This is a genomic window from Paraburkholderia sp. SIMBA_030, from assembly GCF_046535245.1.
Classification (GTDB): Bacteria; Pseudomonadota; Gammaproteobacteria; order Burkholderiales; family Burkholderiaceae; genus Paraburkholderia.
In genome coordinates this window covers 69,683-93,319 of sequence record NZ_JAWRXB010000026.1, presented here as the reverse complement: position 1 = coordinate 93,319, position 23,637 = coordinate 69,683, and the positions used below count along the sequence as shown (strand labels likewise).

The following is a 23,637-nucleotide window of genomic DNA, read 5'->3' as shown; positions in this document are numbered from 1 at the left end:
CTTGCTGACAGACCAACCTCACTACTTTTGATGCGCGACCACGTTCGCCACCTCCCGCACGAGTTGCCGCGACGCCGAGAAGCGCAGCGTGCGTTCGACGTCGACAGTGAGCGGCCCTTCCCAATCGAGCGCGATCTCATAGCGATCGCCGCGCTCCAGTTCGATTTCGCGCTCGCCATCGAAAGCGAGCGTGCCGTGCCCGGTATCGAGCGGCGTCCATCGGCCGACTTCGAAGCGCTCGCAGGTACGCATGAGCACGCGTTCGACGCGGCCCGGCGCAATCGGCGCGACCAGCGGCACGCCGGATTCGCCGGCGCGAGCGAAGCGCAGATGCAAGCCATGCGAGGCAGTACGTTCGACTGGCGCCCACGCACCGCCGATCGACGAGAGGCCAATCCCGTCAGGCGAGGCGAAGGTGAGAAAGAGCGTTTCGATATCGGCCGGGTCCGACACGGCGCGCGCGCCGACGAAGCGTTGCCGGCTCACGCACACATCGACCAGGGCGATCTCTTCGCGGCCCCGATTCGGCCCGGCAACGCAACGCACCACGAGGCGCTTGTTGCGCGTGAGCGCCACGTCCGGCGGCACCGCGCCGGACGCGACCAGCGCGCCGGCGAGGCCGGCAACCGTCGCTTCGCGCAGATCGGGAAACGCGTTGTTGGTGCCGGTGGACAAGGTCAGCAACGGCACCTTGCCGCAATGCGCGGCAACCGCGCGGTGCGTGCCGTCGCCGCCCAGCACCGCGATCAGTTCGACGCCCGCTTGCAGCATCGCGGCAACACCCGTGTGGGTGTCGGTCACGCTATCGGTGATCGGCTGTTCGATGAAGTCGACTTCCGGCCAGCGCTGCTGCACGGCTACGGCCGCATGCGTGTCCAGCGCACGCAGCAGCAACGCGGCAACGCCGGTCCGGTCGCGCAACGTCAGCACGCGTTCCACACCGAGCACGCCGAGGCCGGCCAGCAGACGCACAACCATATTGGCTTTTTCGGCGGTCGGAAATACCGACGCATACGTGGTGAGGCGGCGAATGTCGCGACCCGAGGCCGGGTTCGCGATCACACCGACGGTGACGGACGATGGCACTGTGCTTGTCTCCTGCCCGCGTCGTGCGCGGACTCATATAGGGGGGCGCCATGTTCGCTACTCGCAATGGCGCTTTCTGATGCGCAAGACACTGCAAAGGATGTGCCAATTTGCTCAAACAATCGCGTCGGCTTCGCAAAGCCTTGTTTAAAGGGCCTGGAAACAAAATCGCGTGCTTGTAGCGGCTGACGAACACCATGCGGCGCAACTTGCGCGGCGTCTCAAGCGCACGGCGTGCGACGTTCCGGGCGAAGAATCAAGGCCGGAAGAGCGAGCGCAAAGCCTTTGCGCGTCTGAATCTGAAGGGTGAGACAGGCCGTCTCAAGCACTGGTGAGACGAACGTCTCACGCGTCTCACGTGCTGCATTGCAATGTGATTGATGAAGCCGGATGTGCTACAAGAACAGCCTGAACTCCCTGTGCGTCGCTCGACTGGAGCCGACCATGCCTTACGTTTCGCAGACCCAGCACATCGACCGCGTGCGCGGCGCCATCGAAGGACGGCTGCCCGCGCCCGCCGATTCCGCACGCCTCGTGTCGTCGTGGCAGCGTTCGTTCGAACAGTACCGGCTCGATCCGGGTGCCGTGATCGGACCGCGTGTCCTCACGTCGGCGGAGTTGCGCGAAGTGCAAGGCAAGGAAGAGGCCTTTTTGCGCGCGTCGGGCCAGTGCCTGACACGCCTGCACGACATGATTCGCGTGGCCGACTATTGCGTGATGCTCACCGACGCGCACGGCGTCACGATCGATTACCGGATCGACCGCGAACGCCGCAGCGATTTCAAGCATGCGGGGCTGTACATCGGCTCATGCTGGTCGGAGCGCGAGGAAGGCACCTGTGGCGTCGCGAATGTGCTGACCGATCTCGCGCCTATCACGGTGCACAAGACCGACCATTTCCGCGCGGCCTTCACGACGCTCACATGCAGCGCCGCACCGATTTTCGCGCCGACCGGCGAGATGATCGGCGTGCTCGACGCGTCCGCGGTGCAGTCGCCGGATAACCGCGACAGTCAGCGCCTCGTGTTTCAGCTGGTGCGGCAAAGCGCCGGTCTGATCGAAGATGGCTATTTCCTCAACCAAACTACGCAGCACTGGATTCTGTTCGGCCATTCGAGCCGCAACTTCGTCGAGGCGCAACCCGAAGTGTTGATCGCCTTCGACGAATGCGGCAATCTGGTCGCCGCCAATCGCAAGGCACGCGAATGTATTCCGGCCCTGAACGGCCCGCGTCACATCGACGATGTATTCGATACATCCGACGTGCATCTGCACGATGTTGCGCGCACCGATGCGATTATCGGTTTGCGTCTGCGCGCGACCGGCGCGACGCTATACGCGCGCATTCGTGCGCCGCTCAAACGCATCTCCCGCCGAACAACCGGCGTGGCGGACGGCGTCGCCGGAGCGCAGCAGGCGAATTCGCACGGTGATCTGCAACTCGGTGCGCTCGGCCGCTTTCTTCACAGCGCGGACAAGCGCATTGCAAACAACGCGGCGGTGGCATTGCGCATCGCCGGCAAGCGGCTGCCGATTCTGATTCTCGGCGAAACCGGCGTCGGCAAGGAAGTGTTCGCGCGCGCGGTCCACGATGCGGGCGCGCGGCGCACACGGCCATTCATCGCGGTGAATTGCGGCGCGATTCCGGAATCGTTGATCGAGAGCGAACTGTTCGGCTACGCGCCTGGTGCATTCACCGGCGCGCGCAGCCGCGGCGCGCGCGGCAAGATCGCGCAAGCGCATACCGGCACGCTGTTTCTCGACGAGATCGGCGATATGCCGCTCAATCTGCAAACGCGGCTACTGCGCGTGCTGGCTGAAGGCGAGGTCATGCCGCTCGGCGGCGATGCGCCCGTGCGCGTGGATATCGACGTGATTTGCGCGACCCACCGCGATCTTGCGCAGATGGCCGCCGAGGGTTCGTTCCGCGAAGATCTCTACTACCGGCTCAGCGGCGCGAGCTTACCGATGCCGCCGTTGCGCGAGCGTGCGGATATTCGCGACGTGATCGAGGCGGTGTTCGACGAAGAGGCGCAAATGGCCGGCCACGTGCTCACACTCGACGCCCGTCTCGCCGAGCATCTCGCCGCGTTTAGCTGGCCGGGCAACATTCGCCAACTGCGCAACGTGCTGCGCTACGCATGCGCGATCTGCGATTCCTCGCGCGTGGAACTGCGGCACGTCGCGCCCGATATCGCAGCGGTGCTGGCGCCTGAGGCGGCGGATAATCGCGCACTGATGTACGCAAACTCACACGAAGACCCGCGCGACGAGCGCATGCGCATTGTCGACGCGCTCACCCGCCATCAATGGCGGCCGAACGCCGCCGCACAGGCTTTGGGTATTTCGCGCGCGACCTTGTACCGGCGCATTGCGAAGCTGGGCATCGTGGGACCGCATCGCAGTTGATGCGGTTCTTGCCGTGTTGTGCGTTGAGCGGAATCGCGGGCGTTCTCGACAATTCCTGGCACCGCGTCGAATGCAGGATTCGCCGCAAGCGTTACGCATTGCGAAGCGCGCTCGCCACGCGGATTCGCCCGGACGTCGCCGTGGGCTCCGCGCACTGAAACGATGTGCAATGCTTCTCGCTTGAATCCATTGCGATTTTTTTATTGACAAGACCTGCGGCAAAACGGCACACTCGATCTCATGTTGACGCACACCTTCACCGTCCACGCGGTTAAAAACCCAACGCGAGCCATCATCGGCTGGCCTTCGGGAGCATGTGCGCGTTAGCAGTCTGAATCTGCAAAACAACACCCCCAAGGCCCCGCCGGTAACGGAAGGGGCCTTTTGTTTTGTGGGCGTCCCGTCCGCCGGCTCGATGACGGAGAGCAAGATGGATCAGGCAAGCCCGCAGTGCATGGATGACGACTCAAGCCGGTATGCGTACCAGCACGATGAACGTCTCCCAAAGGTGGTGGTGCATTTTTTCGTGATGCCCGGAGCGACGCTGACATGGCGTGTCGATGCCGACAGCGCGCTCAGTGTGCAAGATGCCCGTGTGTGGCTCACGCGCGTCAGTTCCCCGTACGATCATTGGCTCCAACCCGGCAACGTGTTTCGCCTGCAACGCGGCGAACGCGTGTGGCTCAGCACGGATGGCGAGATCGCCGCGCGTGTGTCGTTGACTAGCGCGCTGCCCGCACGCCGTGGTCCGGTGAGCCGTTGGCTGGCGCGGCTGGCATGGCTGAACCTCGACGCGCCGACGCCGCGTTGACATGGCATGCCGTGACGCAAAGGCTGAAGTCATGCGCGACACGAAAAGAAACAGCCCCATCGCATGAGCGAATGGGGCTGTTCATGAAACTGCGAGAGAACTGACTGGACCGCTGCGCACGGCGGCTTGCGTCCGACGACGCACCCGCCTTCGCTACCGCAGTGCTAGCGCTTCACACGCGTTCAATAGCGATCGCAATACCCTGGCCTACGCCGATACACATCGTGCACAGCGCAAAGCGGCCTTGCGTGCGTTGCAGTTGATACATGGCCGTCGTCACCAGACGTGCGCCGCTCATGCCGAGCGGGTGACCGAGCGCGATCGCGCCGCCGTTCGGGTTCACGCGCGCGTCGTCGTCCGCGACACCTAGCGCACGCAGCACGGCAAGCCCTTGCGACGCGAATGCTTCGTTCAATTCGATCACGTCGAACTGGTCGATGGTCATGTTCAGGCGCGCCATCAGCTTTTGCGTGGCGGGCGCCGGGCCGATGCCCATCACGCGCGGCGCGACGCCGGCCGTTGCGATACCCAGCACGCGCGCCCGCGGCGTGAGGCCGAAGCGTTTGGCGGTGGCTTCGTTGGCGAGCAGCAGCGCCGCGGCGCCGTCGTTCACGCCCGATGCGTTACCAGCGGTCACCGTGCCGTCCGCGCGCACCACACCCTTCAGTTTGGCAAGCGTTTCGAGGCTGGTTTCGCGCGGATGCTCGTCCTGCAACACCGTGATCGGATCGCCCTTCTTCTGCGCAATCGTCACGCCGACGATTTCCTGCGCGAGCGTGCCGTCGCGTTGCGCGCGGGCCGCTTTCTGCTGACTGCGCAGCGCGAATGCATCCTGATCGGCACGGCTGACGTTGTAGTCGGTCGCGACGTTTTCGCCGGTTTCCGGCATCGAATCGACACCGTAGAGCTGCTTCATCAACGGGTTGACGAAACGCCAGCCGATCGTCGTGTCGAAGATATCGGCCTGACGCGAAAACGCGCTGGTTGCCTTGCCCATCACGAACGGCGCGCGGCTCATGCTTTCGACACCACCGGCCACCATCAGCGCGGCCTCACCCGATTTGATCGCGCGCGCGGCGATCCCGACCGCATCCATGCCCGACCCGCACAGGCGGTTCACCGTCGAGCCCGGCACGCCTTGCGGCAAACCGGCCAGCAACAGCGACATGCGCGCGACGTTGCGGTTGTCTTCACCGGCCTGGTTCGCGCAGCCGTAGATCACGTCGTCGATCGCGTTCCAGTCGACGTCCTTGTTGCGCTCCATCAGCGCTTTGAGCGGCACTGCACCCAGGTCGTCGGCGCGAACCGACGACAGCGAACCCGCATAGCGGCCGATCGGGGTGCGAATGGCGTCGCACAGGAATGCTTCGGTCATGTGATGTCTCCAGTTGGTGTGCTGCGTGCGCTGCGCCGCTACCGGTAGCAGCGCCGGCCGCTTGCGCATGGCGCGGGCCGGATCCGCAAAGACTCGACCTAGGCGAGCGCAACGAGAAACGGCTGTATGGCGGCCGTCATGTCAGATCAGCTTAGCGCAGGATGACGAACCATGGGTTCGATGTCTCGGCCATTTGTTCTTTACACGAACAGTAGGTCATGTATCGAACATTAAGGCTCGATAATAGGCGTGTGACGGAAACCATGTCAAGCAAAGCGACGCCGGTACCAGGGAATACGTGCAGCCTCGCGGCCTGCGCAAAGCATCAGACAAATGGCGCGCTCGTGCCGGTCGAATCAGCGTGGCGGCCCATGGAGAACCACCGGCACGAGGCTTGGGGCGTGTTTTCTCAGCGGACCTGAATCCGCTCGTCTTCGATATAGCCGCGAATCACGTCGGCGAAACTGCGGTCGCCGCTCAGGCCGAGCCGCTCGGCACGCGACGTATCCCACCGCCCCGGCCAACTGCCGACAATCTTCTCCACGCGCGCGTCCGGTTGCCAGACGATCCGCCTCGCAACCTCGTCGCCGGCGACCTCGCGCAGTGCCGCAACCATCTCGTCGACACTCACCGAAATTCCCGGCAGATTCAGTACGCGTTGGTTGCCGAGCGCGGCTGCATCGATTTCGAGCCCGGCGATCAGGTTTTCGATCGCCTTGCGCGGCGACAGCAGCCACAGGCACGTCGCGCCCGCTACCGGACACACCGCCGCTTCGCCATTCAACGGCTCGCGAATGATGCCGCTCGCAAACGACGACGCCGCCGCATTCGGCTTGCCCGGCCGCACGCTGATAGTGGGCAGCCGCAGCACGCGGCCGTCGACGAAACCACGCCGCGCGTAATCGTTGAGCAGGAGCTCGGCGATCGCCTTCTGCGCGCCGTACGACGATTGCGGATTCAACGCGGTGTCGTTGCGCACGACCTCGGGCAGATCGCCGCCGTAGACCGCCACCGAACTCGTGAACAGCACACGTGGTTTGTGTCCGCGCTGCCGGCACGTTTCGAGCAGCAAACGCGACGCGTCCAGATTGATGCGCATGCCGAGATCGAAATCCGCCTCCGCCTGGCCGCTGACGATCGCGGCCAGATGGAAGATCGCCGTGGTCCTGGCGTCGATCACGCTTTCGAGCATGCCTGGCTCCGCGATGTCGCCCACTTCCGTGCGCACGCGGCTGTCGCCGAAATCGCCCGCGCGCACCACGTCGAGCAGCACCAGTTCGGTCATGGCTTGCGGCTTGCCGTCCGTGTCCTTCAATGAGCCGCGTGCCAGCAGTTCGCGCGCGAGACGCTGGCCGAGAAAACCCGCGCCGCCGGTAATCAGTACTTTCATGATGTCGTTTGTCCCTCTTGGCGAGCGTCGTGCAGATACGGCTTCATCCATCCCAGGCCTGCCGAAGTGCCCGCACGCGGCCGGTATTCGCAACCGATGTAGCCGTCATAGCCGAGCGTGTCGATCAGGTCGAACAGATACGGGTAATTCAATTCGCCGGCATCCGGTTCATGGCGCTCCGGCACGCCGGCGATCTGAATGTGGCCGATGCCCGCCATATCGCGTTTGAGTTTCACCGCGAGATCGCCCTCGACGATCTGGCAGTGATAGCAATCGAACTGCACCTTGAGATTCGGCGCAGCCACTTCCGCGCAAATCGCCTGCGCGTCGTCCTGGCGGTTGAGAAAGAAGCCGGGAATATCGCGCGTGTTGATCGGCTCGATCACGATGGTGATGCCTTCAGCTTGCGCGGCCTGCGCGGCATACGCGAGATTCTTCAGATACACCTCGCGATGCCGGGCGCGCGGCTGATCCGCGCCGATCAACCCCGCCATCATATGCAGCTTGCGGTTTCCCAGCACGCGCGCGTAATCGAGCGCGGTTTCGACACTGCGATGGAACTCGTCTTCGCGGCCCGGCAGAGAGGCAATGCCGCGTTCGCCCGCGGCCCAGTCGCCGGGCAGCGCGTTAAAGAGCGCCTGGGTCAGACCGTTGTCGTCGAGCCGCGCCTTGATATCCGCGGCAGTGAAATCATACGGAAACAGAAACTCGACCGCCTTGAAGCCGTCTTGTGCCGCAGCGGCAAAACGGTCGAGGAAAGCGTGCTCGTTGTACATCATCGTCAGGTTGGCGGCGAAGCGAGGCATGGCAGCAACTCCTTGAAAACAGTTGAATCAGCGCGCGATATCGGCAACAAGCCGCAATCAGCATTGCCCGGCAGTGTTGCCCCGCGCGCGGTATCCAGTTTAGCGATTGACCAGCCTGGCCGGCGTCAGCCACGTGGCAATCGCGCCGATCACCAGCATGGCGGCCAGCACATACATGCCGGTCTGGGTGCTATGCGTGAGATCCTTCAGATAGCCGATCATGTACGGACTCGCGAAACCCGCGAGATTGCCGATCGAATTGATGATCGCAATGCCGGCAGCGGCGCTCGCACCCGACATGAACGCAGTCGGCAGCGACCAGAACAACGGTGCGCAGGTCAGCACGCCCGCCGCGGCCAGCGAGAGAAACGCGATCGACACCACCGTGTTGTCCGCAAACGAGGCGGCTACCGTAAAGCCGATCGCGCCGAACAGCGCCGGCACGATCAGATGCCAGCGGCGCTCGCGGCGCTTGTCCGCGCTATGGCCCATCAGGTTCATCACGACAATCGCGCACAGGAACGGAATCGCGCTCAGCAGGCCGATTTCGAATGCGCCGCTCACACCGGTCGATTTGACGAGTGTCGGCATCCAGAACGTCAGGCCGTATTGCCCGGTGACGAACGCAAAATAGATCAGCGACATCCACCACGTGCGCGGATCGCGGAACACTGCGCCGAGCGAGTGCGCCTGCGTTTTTTGGGGTGGCTCACCGGCGGCGATTTCATCGGTGAGCAAACGCTTTTCACGCTCGCTCAGCCACTTCGCACTGGAGATGCCGTTGTCGAGATACAGGATCGTCGCGATGCCGATCGCAATCGCGGGAATCGCCTCGATCAGGAACATCCATTGCCAGCCCGCCAAACCCGAGTTGTGGTGGAACGACTGCATGATCCAGCCCGACAGCGGATTGCCGAAAATCCCCGAGACCGGAATCGCCGACATGAATACCGCGATGATCTTCGCGCGCCGATGCGACGGAAACCAGTACGTCAGATACAGAATCACGCCGGGATAGAAACCGGCTTCGGCCAGCCCTAGCATGAACCGCAAGATGTAGAACTGCATCGGCGTCCTGACGAACACGAACAGGGCGGACAGCAGGCCCCACGTGATCATGATCCGCGCGATCCAGATACGCGCGCCGAGTTTGTGCATCAGAATGTTGCTCGGCAATTCGAACAGGAAGTAGCCGATAAAGAACACGCCGGCGCCGAGGCCGAACACCGTTTCGCTGAACGCGAGGTCTTGCGACATTTGCAGCTTCGCAAAGCCGACATTCACGCGGTCCAGATACGCAACCACGTAGCACAGCATCAGAAACGGCACGATGCGCCAGAACACTTTCTTATAAGTGCGTTCGACTTCGGCAGCGCCGGGTTGTCCCGCAGCCGCTGCAATGGGGCGGCTCGATGCCGTCTGATAAGAACTCATGCATTGTCTCCTTCAATGGGTAGCCTGATGCGCCGCGTGCGGCGCGTGGCTTTGTTTATGTCGGGTACTACCAGCGCGCGCCGAACACGGTGCGCAGTTCTTCGAGTGCTGCTTCGTCGAGCGGCGCGGGCCGCGGGTTCGTCATCAGCCACAGGCGCGCGGTCTCTTCGAGTTCTTCGAGCGCATATGACGCCTGCGCGACCGAGCGCTCCCAAACCACCGGGCCGAGGCGCTCGAGCAAGACAGCGCGAACGGTATCGGCGAGCGCGGCGATCTGCCCGGCTACTTGTGGATCGCCCGGGCGCTTGTAACGAATCAAGGGGACGTGTCCCACCTTCATCACATAGTACGGCGTGATCGGCGGCAACACGTCCTGGTCGCTCCAGACGCCGGCAAGCGTCAGCGCGACCAGATGCGTCGAGTGCGTGTGGACGATGCCGCGTGCTTCGCCGTTACGCGCGTAGATGCCGCGATGCAGCGCCAGCGTCTTCGACGGCTTGCCGCCGGATACCGCGTTGCCGGCCAGATCGACTTTGGCGATGTCGGCGGGGTCGAGCCGGCCCAGGCACGCATCGGTCGGCGTGATCAGCCAGCCGTCGTCGAGACGCGCGCTGATGTTGCCGGCGGTGCCCACGGTGTAGCCGCGCTGATAGAGACTCGCGCCGGTCACGCAGATTTCTTCGCGGACCTTGGCTTCGTTCGTCGTATGGAGTGCGGGTGTGCCGGTCATTGCACCGCTCCATCGAGATGGCGCAACGCCTTTTCGAAGAAGTCGGTCGTACCGAAGTTGCCGGATTTCAGCGCCAGTGCGAGCGGCTCGGCGCCGGTCGTCGCGGTGGCCGGCACGCCGGGATCGATCTGCGCGCCGATGCGCAGCGTGTGCACGTCGAGTGCCTGCACTACCGCGCCCGAGGTTTCGCCGCCCGCCACCACGAACTTGCGTACGCCGCGCTCGCGCAGGCCGCGCGCGATCGACGCCAAGGTCGTTTCGACCAGATGTCCCGCTTCGTTGACGCCGAGTTCGCGCTGCGCCGCCTTGACTTCGTCGGGCGTGGCAGTGGCGTAGATCAGCACCGGTTGGGCTTTGTCGAAGTGTTCCTCTGCGAACGCCAGGGCCTGTTCGACCACCGGCTCGCCGCGCGCAACCGCCAGCGGATCGATGCGGAACGAAGACCGCGTTTCGCGCCACGCCGCCACTTGCGCGTTGGTCGCTTTGGATGCACTGCCGGCCAGTACAACCGACAATCCTTCGACTCGAGGCAACTGCGCGGCGTCAGTTTGCTCCGCGAGCAAACCCGCACGGCGGAAGTTGCCGGGCAACCCGAGCGCGACACCGGAGCCGCCCGTGATCAGCGCGAGGTCGGCACATGCCTCACCGAGTACGTAAAGGTCCGCGTCCGACACCGCATCGGCAATCGCCATCCGCACGCCGTCGTTACACAGAGCATCGAACGATTCGCGTACGGCGGAAACGCCTTTGGCAACAGCGTCATAACGCACCAGGCCGACTTTCGACTCGGTCTGCCGTTGCAGCACGCGGACGAGATTGGCATCGCGCATCGGCGTGAGCGGATGGTTTTCCATGCCCGACTCGTTGAGCAAGGTATCGCCGACGAACAGATGACCGCGATAGATCGTGCGGCCATTCTCGGGAAACGCCGGACAGGCGATCGTGAAGGCGCTTGCTTCTGGGTCCGCGGACAACGCATCGAGCAAAGCATCCGTTACCGGACCGATGTTGCCCGCATCGGTCGAGTCGAAGGTCGAGCAGTATTTGAAGAAGAACTGGCGGCATCCTTGCGCGCGCAACCAGTCGAGCGCGGCGAGCGATTGCGCGACCGCGTCGGCAGCGGGAATCGTGCGCGATTTCAACGCGACGACCAGCGCGTCGGCCTCGATGATTTCGTTCGACGCAGGCACACCGATGGTCTGCACGGTGCGCATGCCACCGCGCACCAGCATGTTGGCGAGATCGGTGGCGCCGGTGAAATCGTCGGCGATACAGCCGAGCAGCGCGCGTCTGGAAGGGGTGGTCATGGCGGGCTCCAGCGCTTATTTCGCCGCCGGCACGTCGATGCCGGGGAAAATCTTGATCACCGCGGAATCGTCCTCACCACCGTGACCGGCGGAGGATGCCATCATGAACATCTGATGCGCCGCCGCCGAGAGCGGTAAAGGAAACTTCGAACGGCGCGCGGTATCGAGCACGAGGCCGAGATCCTTCACGAAAATATCGACCGCCGACAGCGGTGTGTAATCGCCATTCAGAATATGCGGTACGCGGTTCTCGAACATCCACGAATTGCCCGCGCTATGCGTGATGACCTCGTACAGCGCATCGGCATCCACGCCTTCGCGCAAACCGAGCGCCATCGCCTCGGCAGCCACCGCGATATGCACGCCGGCCAGCAACTGATTGATGATCTTCACTTTCGACCCGGCGCCGTGCGCCGAACCGAGGCGATACACCTTGCCGGCCATCGCGGCCAGCATGTCCTCGCACGCGGCATAGGCTGCATCGGGACCGGACGTCATCATCGTCATTTCACCGGATGCGGCGCGTGCCGCGCCACCCGAAACCGGCGCATCGAGCATCTGCAAACCGGCCGACTCGATCCGCTTGCCGAGATCGATCGCGAAGTCCGGCGCGACCGTCGCGCTGGCGATCACCACACTGCCCTTTTTCATTGCAGCGACTGCACCTTGCGCACCGAACAGCACCGCTTCGGTCTGCGCGGCATTGACGACCAGCGTGACGACCACTTCGCATTGCGCCCCGAGCTCCGCGGGCGAGGCGCAACCCACGCCCCCTTCCGCGACGAACGCTTGCAGAACCTGGCTGCGCAGATCGCACGCGTGAACCCGAAAACCCGCGCGCAACAACGAACGCGCGACACCCAGGCCCATTGCACCAAGACCGATGACACCGACATTTCTGGACATGCTTGACCCCTGAGAATTCGTTGGCGGCTGGCGCCCCAATGGCGCCCATCCGGCCCAGCTCAGCAAATACCCGCTTCCGCGAGCCGCCGCGCAGCGTTGTACATATGCGTGCGCGCCGCATTGCGCGCCGCCATCGGATCACCCGCACGAATCGCGGCGGCGATGGCCGCATGCTCTTCACGCACCTGACGGGAGAAGTCCTCGCGCAGCGCTTCGTTGCGCCGCGTCACCACGGTGCCCGCTTCGAGGTACTGATTCAGGAATGCGAGCGTTTTGAGGAAATACGGATTGCCGGTGGCCGCGGCGATGGCGCGATGGAACGCGACGTCTTCGGCGACGCCGTCCTCGCCTTCGGCCACCACCTCGTCGATCTTCGCGAGCGCGGTGTCGATCGACACCATGTCGGCGTCACTGCGGCGCATGGCGGCTTCCGATGCGACTTCCGCTTCGATCGCCCGCCGCAGCGCGAGGATTTGCAGCACCGAGCCCGCCTCGATAGCTTCCGCGTAATCGATGCGCAGCGGCCGGATCGCGCCGTGCGCGGCGATGAACACGCCGCTGCCCTGGCGCGGCTCGACCACGCCTTCATTCTTCAGCCGCGAGATCGCCTCGCGGATCACCGTGCGGCTCACGCCGAACTGCTGCGCCAGCACGGCCTCGGTCGGCAGCTTGCCGCCGCGCTTGAAGGTGCCTTTGTCGATCTGCTTGAGAAGCTGCTGCGCGACGGTGTCGCTCAGCGCCCGCGCAGGAATCTTGTCGAACATCGATTGCCTCGATTGATCATGTTATCGGGTCATCATACAAATTTTGAATCCAGACCGCATCCATGCAAACCCTGGGCTATCGACCAAAAAACCTGCGAGGTTGGCGAAAGCCAAGGCTTAAGCTATCGTCACGGCTTTCCGCGACATCGCGCCGCCCCGCTTGTGTCCCGGTCGCGCCTCGGTCGCCTCGCTTGTCCGCGAGCGGCATATGCCCTCTTCGAACGTTTTTAGCAAAGGCCCATGAGCAAAGCCCTGCCGCCGTCTTCTGCCGTTCCTGTCAGCGCCGAACCGGCCCCGGACAAACCGGGCGATTCGTATGTGCAGTCGTTCGCGCGCGGCCTCGCGGTGATTCGCGCGTTCGACGCCACGCGCCCCGAACAGACACTGACCGACGTTGCCGCCGCCGCCGGCCTCACGCGCGCCGGCGCGCGCCGCATCCTGTTGACCTTGCAGACGCTCGGCTATGTGGAGGCCGAAGGCCGCCTGTTCCGTCTCACGCCGAAGATTCTCGATCTCGGCTTCGCGTATCTGACCTCGATGCCGTTCTGGAACCTCGCCGAGCCGGTGATGGAAGCACTGTCGGCGCAGGTACACGAGAGCTGCTCGGCGGCCGTGCTCGATCGCACCGAGATCGTTTATGTGCTGCGCGTGCCGACCCACAAGATCATGACGATCAATCTGTCGATCGGCAGCCGCTTGCCGGCGTATTGCACGTCGATGGGCCGCGTGCTGCTCGCCGCACTCGACGACGAAGCGCTCGACGCGACCCTGAGTTCGACGCCGCTCTATGCGCACACGCCGCGCACGGTCACCGACAAGGAAGAACTGAAAAAACTGATCGCGCAGGTACGCCGCCAAGGGTGGGCGATCGTCGATCAGGAACTGGAAGGCGGTCTGATTTCGCTGTCCGCGCCGATTCGCAATCGCCAGGGGCGCGTGATCGCGGCGATGAATATCAGCGGCAACGCGCAGCGCAATTCGGCCAGGCAGATGGTGAAGGCATTTCTGGAACCGTTGCAGCAGGCAGCGCAGACGGTGTCGGAGATGGTGGCGCGGCGCGGTTGAGGCTGATGGCAGCGCGCGGTTTCATCACGCGCGCTTGAGCGCGCCTCAGTGACTGCTCAATCTGGCCGCGCGGGCTCGCCAGCCGATTCATCGCCCCAGATAGCGCTCGACCAGCCGCGCCCAGAACGCCGCGCCGACCGGCAGATTGTGGTCGTTGAAGTCGTAATGCGGGTTGTGCACCATGCAGCCGTCCTCGCCCACGCCGTTACCGATCCGCAGGAACGTGCCCGGCCGCTTCTGCAACATGAACGCGAAGTCTTCGCTGCCCATCAGGATGTCGGTCTGCGCGATCACCTTGTCGTCGCCGACCAGCTCGCGCGCCACCGCCACCGCAAATTCCGTTTCGGCATCCGAATTGATTACCACCGGATAGCCCGCGATGTACTCGACCACCGCCTTGCCGCCATAGCTCGCGGCCTGGCTTTCGGCGAGCTCGGTGATGCGTTGTTTCAGCAGCGCACGCACTTCGGGGCTGAACGAACGCACGCTCAACTCCAGCTTTGCGCTGCTCGAAATCACATTGCTCGCGGTACCTGCATGCATCGAGCCGACTGTCACCACCGCCGGCTGCGCAGGATCGACATTACGCGCGACGATAGTCTGTAACGCCATCACGATGCTCGCCGCCACCACCACCGGGTCGACCGTCAGGTGCGGGCGCGCCGCGTGGCCGCCGACACCTTCGATCGTGATGATCGCCTTGTCGCCCGCCGACATGAACGGCCCCTTGCGGAACAGCAGCACACCCGGCGCCGCGCCCGGATGGTTGTGCAGACCGAACACGGCGTCGCACGGGAAGCGCTCGAACAGACCGTCGTCGATCATTTTCAACGCGCCGCTGTCAATGCCGCTTTCCTCAGCGGGCTGGAAGTACAGATGCACGGTGCCGGAGAAATTACGCGTGGCGGCGAGGTGTTGAGCGGCACCGAGCAGCATCGTCGTGTGGCCGTCGTGCCCGCATGCGTGCATCTTGCCGTGCGTGCCGCTCGCGTACGGTAGACCGGTCTGTTCGATGATCGGCAGCGCGTCCATGTCGGCGCGAATGCCGATGCTGCGCTTGCCGTCGCCCACCTTCAGCGTGCCGACCACGCCGGTTTGCCCGACGCCGCGCGTCACCTGCCAGCCCCATTGCTCGAGCTTTTCGGCCACTAACGCGCCCGTTGCCACTTCCTCGTAGGCCAGTTCCGGGTGGCGATGGATGTGATGGCGAATTTCGCGCAGGCTGTCGGCGGCGGGCGCCAGATCGGACACTTCGGTAAAACGCGCAGCTTCGCTCATCGTTCTCGCTCCATGGATTCACGCCGCATGACCGCTGCGAACCGGCGAGCACTATAGCCTCGCCATTTTGTTCGAATAAGATGCTGTATTTTCATCCCGATGAACGGCTGGCCTTGCCGGTCTAGCGCATATTGGCGTGGGCCTTCAGAAAATCGATCAACGCATGGCCGGCGTCATCGAGTTCACCCGAGTTATCGATCGTCGTACAGCGAATTCCTTCAGGCAACGAAAACGGCGCGCGCCGTGCGAGCCTTGCCGCGACCTGCGCCGCGGACTCGCGTGCACGCGCGCCGAGCCGCGCTTCGAGAATGTGCGGCGCAGCGTCCACGTGCACGACTGCCGTGTGCGGATAACGCGCCAACGTGTGCTGCACATGCTGACGCGAACCGTTGACGACCACCGTGCAACCGCGCGCGAGCCACGCATCGAGTTCGATACCGATGCCATAACGCAACGAATGGCTCGACCATTCGAGTGCGAACAGTCCGAGCACGGAACGCGCGGCAAACTCTTCAACGCTCAGCGCGACATGTTCCTCACCATTGCCGCTCGGCCGTGTGATGTAGCGATGAGCAAACAGAATCGGCTCGCCCATCAAGCGCCTGCGTGCAAACCCCAGCAACGAATCCTTGCCCGCACCGGACGGCCCCATTACATAGATCAAACGACCTGCCATTGCTAATTCACCTCACGAATCTGAAACGGCACACGTTGCCACAACACGAACGGCGCACCGGGCGCAGGCTCGACAAAGAGTGCCGCGTGGTCGATTGCGAGCGGCCCGAGCCTAGGCGTTTGCGCCTGCCACCATGCGACCAGCGTCGCACGCTCATCGGCATCCGCCAGCGAACTGGATAGCGTCATGTGAAAACGGAATTCGTCGAAGACGTACGGATAGCCCCATTCGACCAACAACGCGCGTTGCCGTTCGCTCAGCGGCGCGGCAAGACGGCGGGCGAGATCGGTAGCGGACGGCTTGGTGCGCAGTGCATCGAGCGACCGCAATGCGCTTGCGGCGACGGCACCGATGTTCGCTTCGCCGTCCTGATCCGCGGGACGCAGCGCGACGAAATCGCTGAGCGTCGCGGCTTCTACCGGCAACCTGAACGCGGCTTGCGAGTGCGCCCATTCACGCGCCACTTGCAGCACGTCGTGCTGAGTCACCCCGTCAGCCAGACGAAACGGCGCCACCAATGTGCCATGCCATCCATAGCGACGCGGCGCCTCGGTCAAATCCGCTAATGGCCGCATCACGCCTTCCGGTTGCGGCGGCACGCACGCCTCGCCGCTTTCCGCGTCGCGTCCCAACCACTGCGATCCCGCCCGCCACCATGCCGAATCGCGCGAAGGCGCGTAGTACAGCGCGAAACGTGCATCGGCGCCCCACACGCCGCCGCTCATAGGTCGTGCTCCACCAGCAGTTGCACACGGTCGGCGGCAAAATGCGTGAAGCCGTACTTGATCGGCGTGCCCTCCAGATCGACATCGACGTTCTCGACCCACAGCACCGGCTGCTGCCGGTTGATATTCAAACGCCGCGCGACTTCCGGCTCAGGCAATACACTGCCGATGCGACTCCACTTGCGCAAGTAATCGGTCACGCCGAATTCCACCATCGACTTCGTGATACTGCCGGTACGCTCCAGCACCTCCGGCAGGTCCGCAAAACGCACCGCCGGATACCAGTTGCGCGCGAACGTGAGCGGCACGCCGTCCGACTCGTGCAGCGATTCGATCCGATAGACCGGCGCACCCGCCCGCAGGCCGAGCGCCTTTGCGACATTCGGCTCGGCCTTCACGCGCGCGGCCGACAGCATCGTACCCGCTGCCGCATGATGCTGCTGCCGCAAGTTTTCTGTAAAGCGTGTGCGGCGGCCGATCGAATAGTCGATGGCACCAGGCTGCACGAAGGTGCCGCGTCCCTGCTCGACGCTGACAAGACCGAGCGCGGCCAGACCCAGCATCGCCCGGCGCACGGTATGCCGGTTCACGTCGAAGCGCTTGGCCAGTTCGCCTTCGCTGGGCAAGCGGCCCTCCTCGCCGAAACCGCTCGCCGCGATTTCCGCGGCAAGAATCTGCTCGATCTGCCGCCACACGGCAACGCCCGCGCCGCGTTCGAGCAGCGTGCCCGGCGTCGCGTTGTCGTTCGATGTCATGGTGTTGTCATTCCCTTGGGTTCAAATAATATTCGCCATATCGTGCATTGTAGTGCGCAAGCCGTGATGGAAATGTGAAATGGCGGCCGCGTGCAACAAGACGCAGCAAGTTTACCTCTAAACGTCTAGACGTTTAGACGAATAGATGGTCAAATGTCTACTCGCTGGATCAACAGGAGTTCTCGATGAGTGCCCCCTCCGCCCCGCCGTCCTCCGCCATGCGGCGCGCATGGATGGCCGTGCTTGCGCGCACGCCGCGCGCCGATCTCGAAGCCGCGCTTGAGCGCTTGCTTCAGGGCATCCCGGCCCCTGCCTACGATTGGCTCAGGCCACCCGAAATCGGCCTCGCGATGGTGCGCGGCCGCGTCGGCGGCACCGGCGACCCGTTCAATCTCGGCGAAGCCACCGTGACGCGCGCCACCTTGCGCTTGCGCAGTGCCGGTGACGCTCAAGCCGCGGTTGGCGTCGCGTGTCATCTGGGCCGCGATCGCCGCCGTGCCGAACTCGCCGCGCTAGCGGACGCGCTGCTGCAAATGCCCGAGCATCAAGCTGCGCTGTATCGACAGTTAATCGAGCCGTTTGCAGCACAGCAGGCTGCCAAACGCGTTGAACACCGCCATGACGCCGCGTCGACACGCGTCGAATTCTTCACGATGGTCCGGGGCGACTGATGGAAAACTCGCAAATTGCATTGTCCAGCTTGACGCCGGGTTTCGCCGACCCGGTCCACGACACCCAGGCGGTATTCCGCACCCTGCTCGACGCGCTGTCGCGACCAGGCACGGTCGGCGTCGTCGAGAACGGGTTGCCCGGGGTGCGGGCAACCCGCGCGGAGCTGGCCGCATTCACCGCGCTGCTCACGCTATGCGACTACGCCACGCCCGTTTGGCTCGCGCAACCTGATACGGCCCTGGCTTCGGCGCTGCGCTTTCATACCGGCGCGCCGCTGGTCGATGAACCTGCGCAAGCCGCCTTCGCCTATATCCACGACGCAGACGCACTACCGTCGCTGGAGAACTTTGCGCCTGGCGAAGCGGAATCGCCCGAACAATCGGTGACGCTGCTGATCCGCGTGGAAGCGCTCACGGGCGGCACGCCGGTCGTACTGAGCGGCCCCGGCATCCAGCACACGGCGACGATCGCGCCGGTCGGCCTGCCCGAGCGTTTCTGGCGCGAACGCGCCGCCCTCGCGCCGCTCTTTCCGTGCGGCATCGATTGCTATCTTGTCTGCGGCGGCACGCTGATCGGTCTGCCGCGCACAACCAAAGCGAAGGTGAACTGATGTACGTTGCCGTCAAAGGTGGAGAACGTGCGATCGAGGCGTCGTGGCGTCTGCTCGACAAGGCGCGCCGGGGCGATACGCGGCTCGCCGAACTCAGCGTCGCGCAGATTCGCGAGCAATTGCGCCTCGCCGTCGCGCGCGTCATGACCGAAGGCTCGGTCTATGACGAAGAACTGGCCGCGCTGGCAATCAAGCAGGCCGCCGGCGATCTGGTCGAGGCGATCTTTCTGCTGCGCGCGTATCGCACTACGTTGCCGCGTTTCGGCTACACGCAGGCAATCGATTCGGAAGCCATGCAGGTCGCGCGCCGTATTTCCGCAACGTTCAAGGACGTGCCCGGCGGTCAATTGCTCGGCGCGACTTACGATTACACGCAGCGTCTGCTGGATTTCGCGTTACTGGCTGAAGGCGACACTGAAGGCGGCACTGAAACCGATGCAGCCACAACGGCATCCGTCATTCAGGCCGCGCTGCCCGAAGCCGAAGCCATGCCGCGCGTCATCACGCTGCTCGACCGGGAAGGCCTGATCGAACAGGAACGCCCCACGCCGGATGCGCCGGAACCCGGCGATCTGTCGCGCGAACCGCTCGCCTTTCCCGCGAGCCGCACAACGCGCCTGCAGAATCTCGCGCGCGGCGACGAAGGCTTTCTGCTCGCGATGGGCTATGCCACGCAGCGCGGCTACGCAAACTCGCATCCGTTTGCCGGCGAGATCCGCTTCGGCACGATCGCCGTTGAAATGGAACTCGACGAACTGGGCGAAGCGGTGGAAATCGGCGACATCGATATCACCGAATGCCAGATGATCAACCAGTTTGCCGGCAGCGGCGAGGTCCCGCCGGCGTTCACGCAAGGCTACGGTCTCGCGTTCGGCCACTCGGAGCGCAAAGCGATGGCAATGGCATTGGTGGACCGCGCGTTGCGCGCCGAAGAACTCGGCGAGACGCTCGGGTCGCCGACCCAGGACATCGAATTCATGCTGTCGCACAGCGATAACGTCGAAGCGTCCGGCTTTGTCCAGCATCTGAAGCTGCCTCACTACGTCGACTTCCAGTCCGAACTCGAACTCGTGCGGCGTCTGCGTGCGCAACACGGCGCGCCGAATGAGAACCACGCGCAAGCCCAGGCTCAGACGCAGGAGCAAGCCGCATGAACGCACCCGATACCTCACTCGCCACCGCGTACGACAGCGCCGCGGATGGCTACAACTTCGCTTACCTCGACGAGCAGACCAAACGCATGCTGCGCCGCGCATTGCTCAAAGCCGTCGCCGTACCGGGCTATCAGGTGCCATTCGCGTCGCGTGAAATGCCGTTGCCGTTCGGCTGGGGCACCGGCGGCATTCAGGTTACCGCAGCGATCATCGGCAAAAGCGATACGCTAAAAGTCATCGATCAGGGCTCCGACGAAACCACCAACGCGGTCAATATCCGCCGATTCTTCGCGCGCACCGCCGGCGTGGCGACCACGCGGCGCACGGCGGAGGCGACGATCATCCAGACACGTCACCGGATTCCCGAAAAGCCGCTCTCCGACAAGCAGATTCTCGTCTACCAGGTGCCGATGCCCGAGCCGTTGTACAAACTGGAACCGCGCGTCGTCGAATGCAAGAAGATGCACGCGCTGGCCGACTACGGTTTGATCAGCGTGAAGCTATACGAGGACATCGTCCATCACGGCAGCATCGCCACCACCTACGACTACCCGGTGATCGTCAACAACCGCTATCTGAGTTCGCCGTCGCCGATTCCGAAGTTCGACAATCCGAAGATGCATATGAACCCCGCGCTGCAATTGTTCGGCGCCGGCCGCGAGCGCCGCGTCTATGCGATTCCGCCGTACACGCCGGTACGCAGTCTCGACTTCGACGATCATCCGTTCGAGATACAGAAATGGCAGCACGCCTGCGCGCTGTGCGGATCGACGCAGAGCTTCCTCGACGAAATGATCGTCGACGATGCGGGCAAGCGGATGTTCGTCTGCTCCGATAGCGACTACTGCCACGAACGCCGCGGCGATCAGGACCTCGAACTGCAATCGGACCCGCAACGCAAAGGAGAGACAGCATGACGCCGCTGTTGAGCGCCCGTTCGCTCACCAAACAATACGGCGGCCGCAACGGCTGCACCAATGTCAGTTTCGATCTCTATCCGGGCGAGGTGTTGTGCATCGTCGGCGAATCCGGCTCGGGCAAGACCACGCTGTTGAATACGCTCGCCTTGAAGACCGCAGCCGACAGCGGCTCGCTGCATTACGCCGCGACGCATGGCAAGATGCTCGATCTGCTGGCCTTGTCCGAACCGCGCCGGCGCCTGCTGATGCGCACCGAGTGGGGCTTCGTGCAGCAGAATCCACGCGACGGCCTGCGCAGCGGCGTCTCTGCAGGCGCGAATATCGGCGAGCCCTTGATGGCAGTCGGCGCGCGTCATTACGGCGACATTCGCCACACGGCGACGCAATGGATGGAGCGCGTCGAGTTGGATTCCACTCGCATCGACGAATTTCCGGCGGCGTTTTCCGGCGGCATGCAACAGCGTTTGCAGATCGCGCGCAATCTCGTCACGGGTCCGCGCCTCGTCTTCATGGACGAACCGACCGCCGGTCTCGACGTATCGGTGCAGGCGCGCCTGCTCGATCTGCTGCGCACGTTGACGTCCACACTGCATCTGTCGGTGCTGATCGTCACGCACGATATCGGCGTGGCGCGGTTGCTCGCGCATCGTCTGATGGTCATGCAAGGCGGCGAGGTGGTCGAGGCGGGGCTGACCGATCAGGTACTCGACGATCCGCAGCATCCGTACACGCAAACGCTGGTTTCCTCGGTTCTGCCGGTTTGAGGCTCACAATGCGATCCATTGAAACAAGCAGTGAATCACGCTCAGCCGACCGCGCTTTCATCGACAACGCCGCGCTGATGCTGCGCGCGTCCAATATCGGCAAGACCTTTACGCTGCACGGCCAGGGCGGCGTGCAAATCGAAGCGCTCGCCGATGTTTCGCTCGACGTCGAACGCGGCGAGTGCGTGGTGCTGGTCGGACCGTCCGGCGCGGGCAAGAGCACGCTGCTGCGGTGCCTGTATGGCAATTACCTCGCGAGCGCGGGTTCCATCGCCATTCGTGACGGTGCGGACAATGGCGAACCGGTGTCGATCACCGGTGCCGAGCCGCGCGACGTGTTGCGCCTGCGCCGCGGCGCAGTGGGCTACGTCAGCCAGTTTCTGCGTGTGATTCCACGGGTGCCGACGCTCACGCTCGTGGCCGAACCGCTGGTGTCGCGCGGCGTAGCGGAAGATGAAGCCCGTGCGCGCGGGGCCGCGCTGCTGGCCCGGCTCAATGTGCCCGAACGGCTGTGGACGCTGGCGCCTGCCACCTTTTCCGGCGGCGAGCAGCAACGCGTGAACATCGCCCGCGGCTTGATCGCCGGGCATCCGGTGTTGCTGCTCGACGAACCGACCGCCTCGCTCGACGCGGAAAATCGTGATGTCGTTGCCGATCTGATCGTCGAAGCGCGCGAACGTGGCGCGGCGATCGTCGGTATCTTTCACGACGAAGATACGCGCAGCAAGGTGGCGACACGCCGTCTCGAACTCCAGCCGCCGCTGCGTCACTAGCTGGCACGAAACGTGCACTACACTAGGCACCGAGCTAAAACACTCGGGTCTGACTGACTACGGAGCAAGTCGATGTTGATCAGAAACGCTCGCATCGTGACGCGAGACGAAGTATTCACCGGCGTGGTCCGCATCGAAGACGGCACGATTCGCGACGTCGAGCGCGGCACGACATCGGCACGCGAAGCCGAAGATTGGGACGGCGACTATCTGTTGCCAGGCCTGATCGAACTGCACACGGACAACCTCGAAAAGCATCTCGCGCCGCGTCCGGGCGTCCAATGGAACACCGATGCCGCTTTCGTGATCCACGACGCACAGGTGGCAGCGGCCGGCATCACCACGGTTTTCGATGCGCTCGCGATCGGTTCGCGTTCGAATGTCGGCCTGCGTGGCCGCGATTTGCAAACCCAATGCGCCGAAGCGCTGACGCGCTTCTCCGAGCGCAACTTGCTGCGCGCCGAACACTTCCTGCATCTGCGCTGCGAAATCGCCACCGCCGACGTTGTGGAGGTATTCGACTCGTTGTGTGCGCATCCGTTGTTGCGGCTTGCCTCGGTGATGGACCACACGCCCGGTCAGCGTCAATGGCACGATCGCGATCAATGGCGCCGCTTCCAGGAACGCAACGGCAAGCTGAGCGACGAACATGTCGCCACGGCGCTTGCCGAACTCTCCGACGAGCAGCAGCGTTATGCCGACCTGCACCGCCGCGAGATCGTCGCACGTTGCAACCGGCTCGGCATTCCGGTCGCGAGCCACGACGACACGCTGATCGAGCACGTCGAGCAGGCCAAGGCCGAGGGCATCGTGCTGGCCGAATTCCCGACCACGCGCATCGCCGCCGAGACGGCGCGCCAGCACGGCATTTCGACCATCATGGGCGCGCCGAATATCGTGCGCGGCGGCTCGCACTCGGGCAACGTGTCGGCGCTCGAACTGGCCAAAGCGGATCTGCTCGATATCCTGTCGTCGGATTACGTGCCGTCCAGTTTGCTGACCGCCGTGTTCGAGCTGGTCAACAAGGCCGGCTGGAGTTTGCCGCGCGCCATGGCGACTGTTTCGGCCGAGCCGGCACGCACGGCCGGCCTGTACGACCGCGGCGCGATCGCGCCGGGCTTGCGCGGCGACCTCGTGCGTGTGACGATGCTCGACACGCTGCCGGTGCCGCGCGCGACTTATCGGGCCGGAGCGCGCATCGTTTGAAGATGCTTTCAAGCCTCGTCG

General features: G+C 64.0%; 23 protein-coding genes. 10 read left to right on the top strand and 13 right to left on the bottom strand.

The annotated features are described in order from the left end of the window. Window positions 1–21: 21 nt before the first annotated feature. A complete protein-coding gene (locus SB772_RS34135; protein WP_410837535.1) occupies window positions 22–1,086 on the bottom strand; it encodes an ATP-NAD kinase family protein in 1,065 nt (354 codons plus the stop codon). Between the two features lie 444 nt (window positions 1,087–1,530). On the opposite strand from SB772_RS34135, the gene SB772_RS34130 reads away from it, so the two are divergent. Beyond that, complete coding sequence (locus SB772_RS34130) at window positions 1,531–3,495, top strand: sigma-54-dependent Fis family transcriptional regulator (RefSeq protein WP_410837534.1); 1,965 nt, start codon at window positions 1,531–1,533, stop codon at window positions 3,493–3,495. Between the two features lie 430 nt (window positions 3,496–3,925). Continuing rightward, complete coding sequence (locus SB772_RS34125; RefSeq protein ID WP_410837533.1) at window positions 3,926–4,306, top strand: DUF2917 domain-containing protein; 381 nt, start codon at window positions 3,926–3,928, stop codon at window positions 4,304–4,306. 172 nt (window positions 4,307–4,478) lie between these two features. Here the strand turns inward: SB772_RS34125 and pcaF are convergent, their stop codons facing one another. The 8 genes from pcaF to SB772_RS34085 form a co-directional block, all read right to left on the bottom strand. After that, window positions 4,479–5,681, bottom strand: coding sequence for a 3-oxoadipyl-CoA thiolase (gene pcaF, locus SB772_RS34120; RefSeq protein ID WP_410837532.1), 1,203 nt, complete (start codon window positions 5,679–5,681; stop codon window positions 4,479–4,481). Window positions 5,682–6,090: 409 nt separating this feature from the next. Continuing rightward, window positions 6,091–7,071 (bottom strand): D-erythronate dehydrogenase, encoded by a 981-nt coding sequence (gene denD / locus SB772_RS34115; RefSeq protein WP_410837531.1) that lies wholly within the window; start codon window positions 7,069–7,071, stop codon window positions 6,091–6,093. Continuing rightward, entirely contained in the window at window positions 7,068–7,877 is an 810-nt protein-coding gene (gene otnI, locus SB772_RS34110; protein WP_410837530.1) for a 2-oxo-tetronate isomerase, read from the bottom strand. The genes denD and otnI overlap by 4 nt, the downstream gene beginning before the upstream one ends. 99 nt (window positions 7,878–7,976) lie before the next feature. Beyond that, entirely contained in the window at window positions 7,977–9,311 is a 1,335-nt protein-coding gene (locus tag SB772_RS34105; RefSeq protein WP_410837529.1) for an MFS transporter, read from the bottom strand. A gap of 67 nt (window positions 9,312–9,378) precedes the next feature. Beyond that, window positions 9,379–10,041, bottom strand: coding sequence for an aldolase (locus SB772_RS34100; protein WP_410837528.1), 663 nt, complete (start codon window positions 10,039–10,041; stop codon window positions 9,379–9,381). Beyond that, window positions 10,038–11,348: a 3-oxo-tetronate kinase gene (gene otnK, locus SB772_RS34095; RefSeq protein WP_410837527.1), complete on the bottom strand. Its 1,311-nt coding sequence runs from the start codon at window positions 11,346–11,348 to the stop codon at window positions 10,038–10,040. Before otnK ends, SB772_RS34100 begins: the two co-directional genes overlap by 4 nt. Window positions 11,349–11,363: 15 nt before the next feature. After that, window positions 11,364–12,254: an L-threonate dehydrogenase gene (gene ltnD / locus SB772_RS34090; protein WP_410837526.1), complete on the bottom strand. Its 891-nt coding sequence runs from the start codon at window positions 12,252–12,254 to the stop codon at window positions 11,364–11,366. A gap of 59 nt (window positions 12,255–12,313) precedes the next feature. After that, complete coding sequence (locus tag SB772_RS34085) at window positions 12,314–13,018, bottom strand: FadR/GntR family transcriptional regulator (protein WP_410837525.1); 705 nt, start codon at window positions 13,016–13,018, stop codon at window positions 12,314–12,316. A gap of 240 nt (window positions 13,019–13,258) precedes the next feature. On the opposite strand from SB772_RS34085, the gene SB772_RS34080 reads away from it, so the two are divergent. Next, window positions 13,259–14,083 carry an IclR family transcriptional regulator gene (locus tag SB772_RS34080; RefSeq protein WP_410837524.1) on the top strand — a complete coding sequence of 275 codons (825 nt, stop codon included), beginning with the start codon at window positions 13,259–13,261 and terminating at the stop codon, window positions 14,081–14,083. A gap of 87 nt (window positions 14,084–14,170) precedes the next feature. Here the strand turns inward: SB772_RS34080 and SB772_RS34075 are convergent, their stop codons facing one another. The 4 genes from SB772_RS34075 to phnF form a co-directional block, all read right to left on the bottom strand. Continuing rightward, window positions 14,171–15,361: a M20 aminoacylase family protein gene (locus SB772_RS34075; RefSeq protein WP_410837523.1), complete on the bottom strand. Its 1,191-nt coding sequence runs from the start codon at window positions 15,359–15,361 to the stop codon at window positions 14,171–14,173. Between the two features lie 121 nt (window positions 15,362–15,482). Beyond that, window positions 15,483–16,037: a phosphonate metabolism protein/1,5-bisphosphokinase (PRPP-forming) PhnN gene (gene phnN, locus SB772_RS34070; RefSeq protein WP_410837522.1), complete on the bottom strand. Its 555-nt coding sequence runs from the start codon at window positions 16,035–16,037 to the stop codon at window positions 15,483–15,485. Between the two features lie 2 nt (window positions 16,038–16,039). Beyond that, window positions 16,040–16,762, bottom strand: coding sequence for a DUF1045 domain-containing protein (locus SB772_RS34065; protein WP_410837521.1), 723 nt, complete (start codon window positions 16,760–16,762; stop codon window positions 16,040–16,042). Next, window positions 16,759–17,517: a phosphonate metabolism transcriptional regulator PhnF gene (gene phnF / locus SB772_RS34060; RefSeq protein ID WP_410837520.1), complete on the bottom strand. Its 759-nt coding sequence runs from the start codon at window positions 17,515–17,517 to the stop codon at window positions 16,759–16,761. Before phnF ends, SB772_RS34065 begins: the two co-directional genes overlap by 4 nt. A 185-nt stretch (window positions 17,518–17,702) precedes the next feature. On the opposite strand from phnF, the gene phnG reads away from it, so the two are divergent. The 7 genes from phnG to SB772_RS34025 all read left to right on the top strand — a co-directional run bounded on the left by phnG (window position 17,703) and on the right by SB772_RS34025 (window position 23,616). After that, complete coding sequence (phnG, locus tag SB772_RS34055; protein WP_410837519.1) at window positions 17,703–18,188, top strand: phosphonate C-P lyase system protein PhnG; 486 nt, start codon at window positions 17,703–17,705, stop codon at window positions 18,186–18,188. Next, on the top strand, window positions 18,188–18,799 hold the full coding sequence (phnH, locus tag SB772_RS34050) for a phosphonate C-P lyase system protein PhnH (protein WP_410837518.1): 612 nt from the start codon (window positions 18,188–18,190) through the stop codon (window positions 18,797–18,799). Before phnG ends, phnH begins: the two co-directional genes overlap by 1 nt. Further along, window positions 18,799–19,953: a carbon-phosphorus lyase complex subunit PhnI gene (locus SB772_RS34045; protein ID WP_410837517.1), complete on the top strand. Its 1,155-nt coding sequence runs from the start codon at window positions 18,799–18,801 to the stop codon at window positions 19,951–19,953. Before phnH ends, SB772_RS34045 begins: the two co-directional genes overlap by 1 nt. Continuing rightward, window positions 19,950–20,870 carry an alpha-D-ribose 1-methylphosphonate 5-phosphate C-P-lyase PhnJ gene (locus SB772_RS34040; RefSeq protein WP_410837516.1) on the top strand — a complete coding sequence of 307 codons (921 nt, stop codon included), beginning with the start codon at window positions 19,950–19,952 and terminating at the stop codon, window positions 20,868–20,870. Before SB772_RS34045 ends, SB772_RS34040 begins: the two co-directional genes overlap by 4 nt. Continuing rightward, a complete protein-coding gene (gene phnK, locus SB772_RS34035; RefSeq protein ID WP_410837515.1) occupies window positions 20,867–21,637 on the top strand; it encodes a phosphonate C-P lyase system protein PhnK in 771 nt (256 codons plus the stop codon). The genes SB772_RS34040 and phnK overlap by 4 nt, the downstream gene beginning before the upstream one ends. 8 nt (window positions 21,638–21,645) lie before the next feature. After that, window positions 21,646–22,410: a phosphonate C-P lyase system protein PhnL gene (gene phnL / locus SB772_RS34030; RefSeq protein ID WP_410837514.1), complete on the top strand. Its 765-nt coding sequence runs from the start codon at window positions 21,646–21,648 to the stop codon at window positions 22,408–22,410. Between the two features lie 72 nt (window positions 22,411–22,482). Beyond that, entirely contained in the window at window positions 22,483–23,616 is a 1,134-nt protein-coding gene (locus tag SB772_RS34025; protein ID WP_410837513.1) for an alpha-D-ribose 1-methylphosphonate 5-triphosphate diphosphatase, read from the top strand. The last annotated feature ends 21 nt before the right edge of the window (window positions 23,617–23,637 follow it).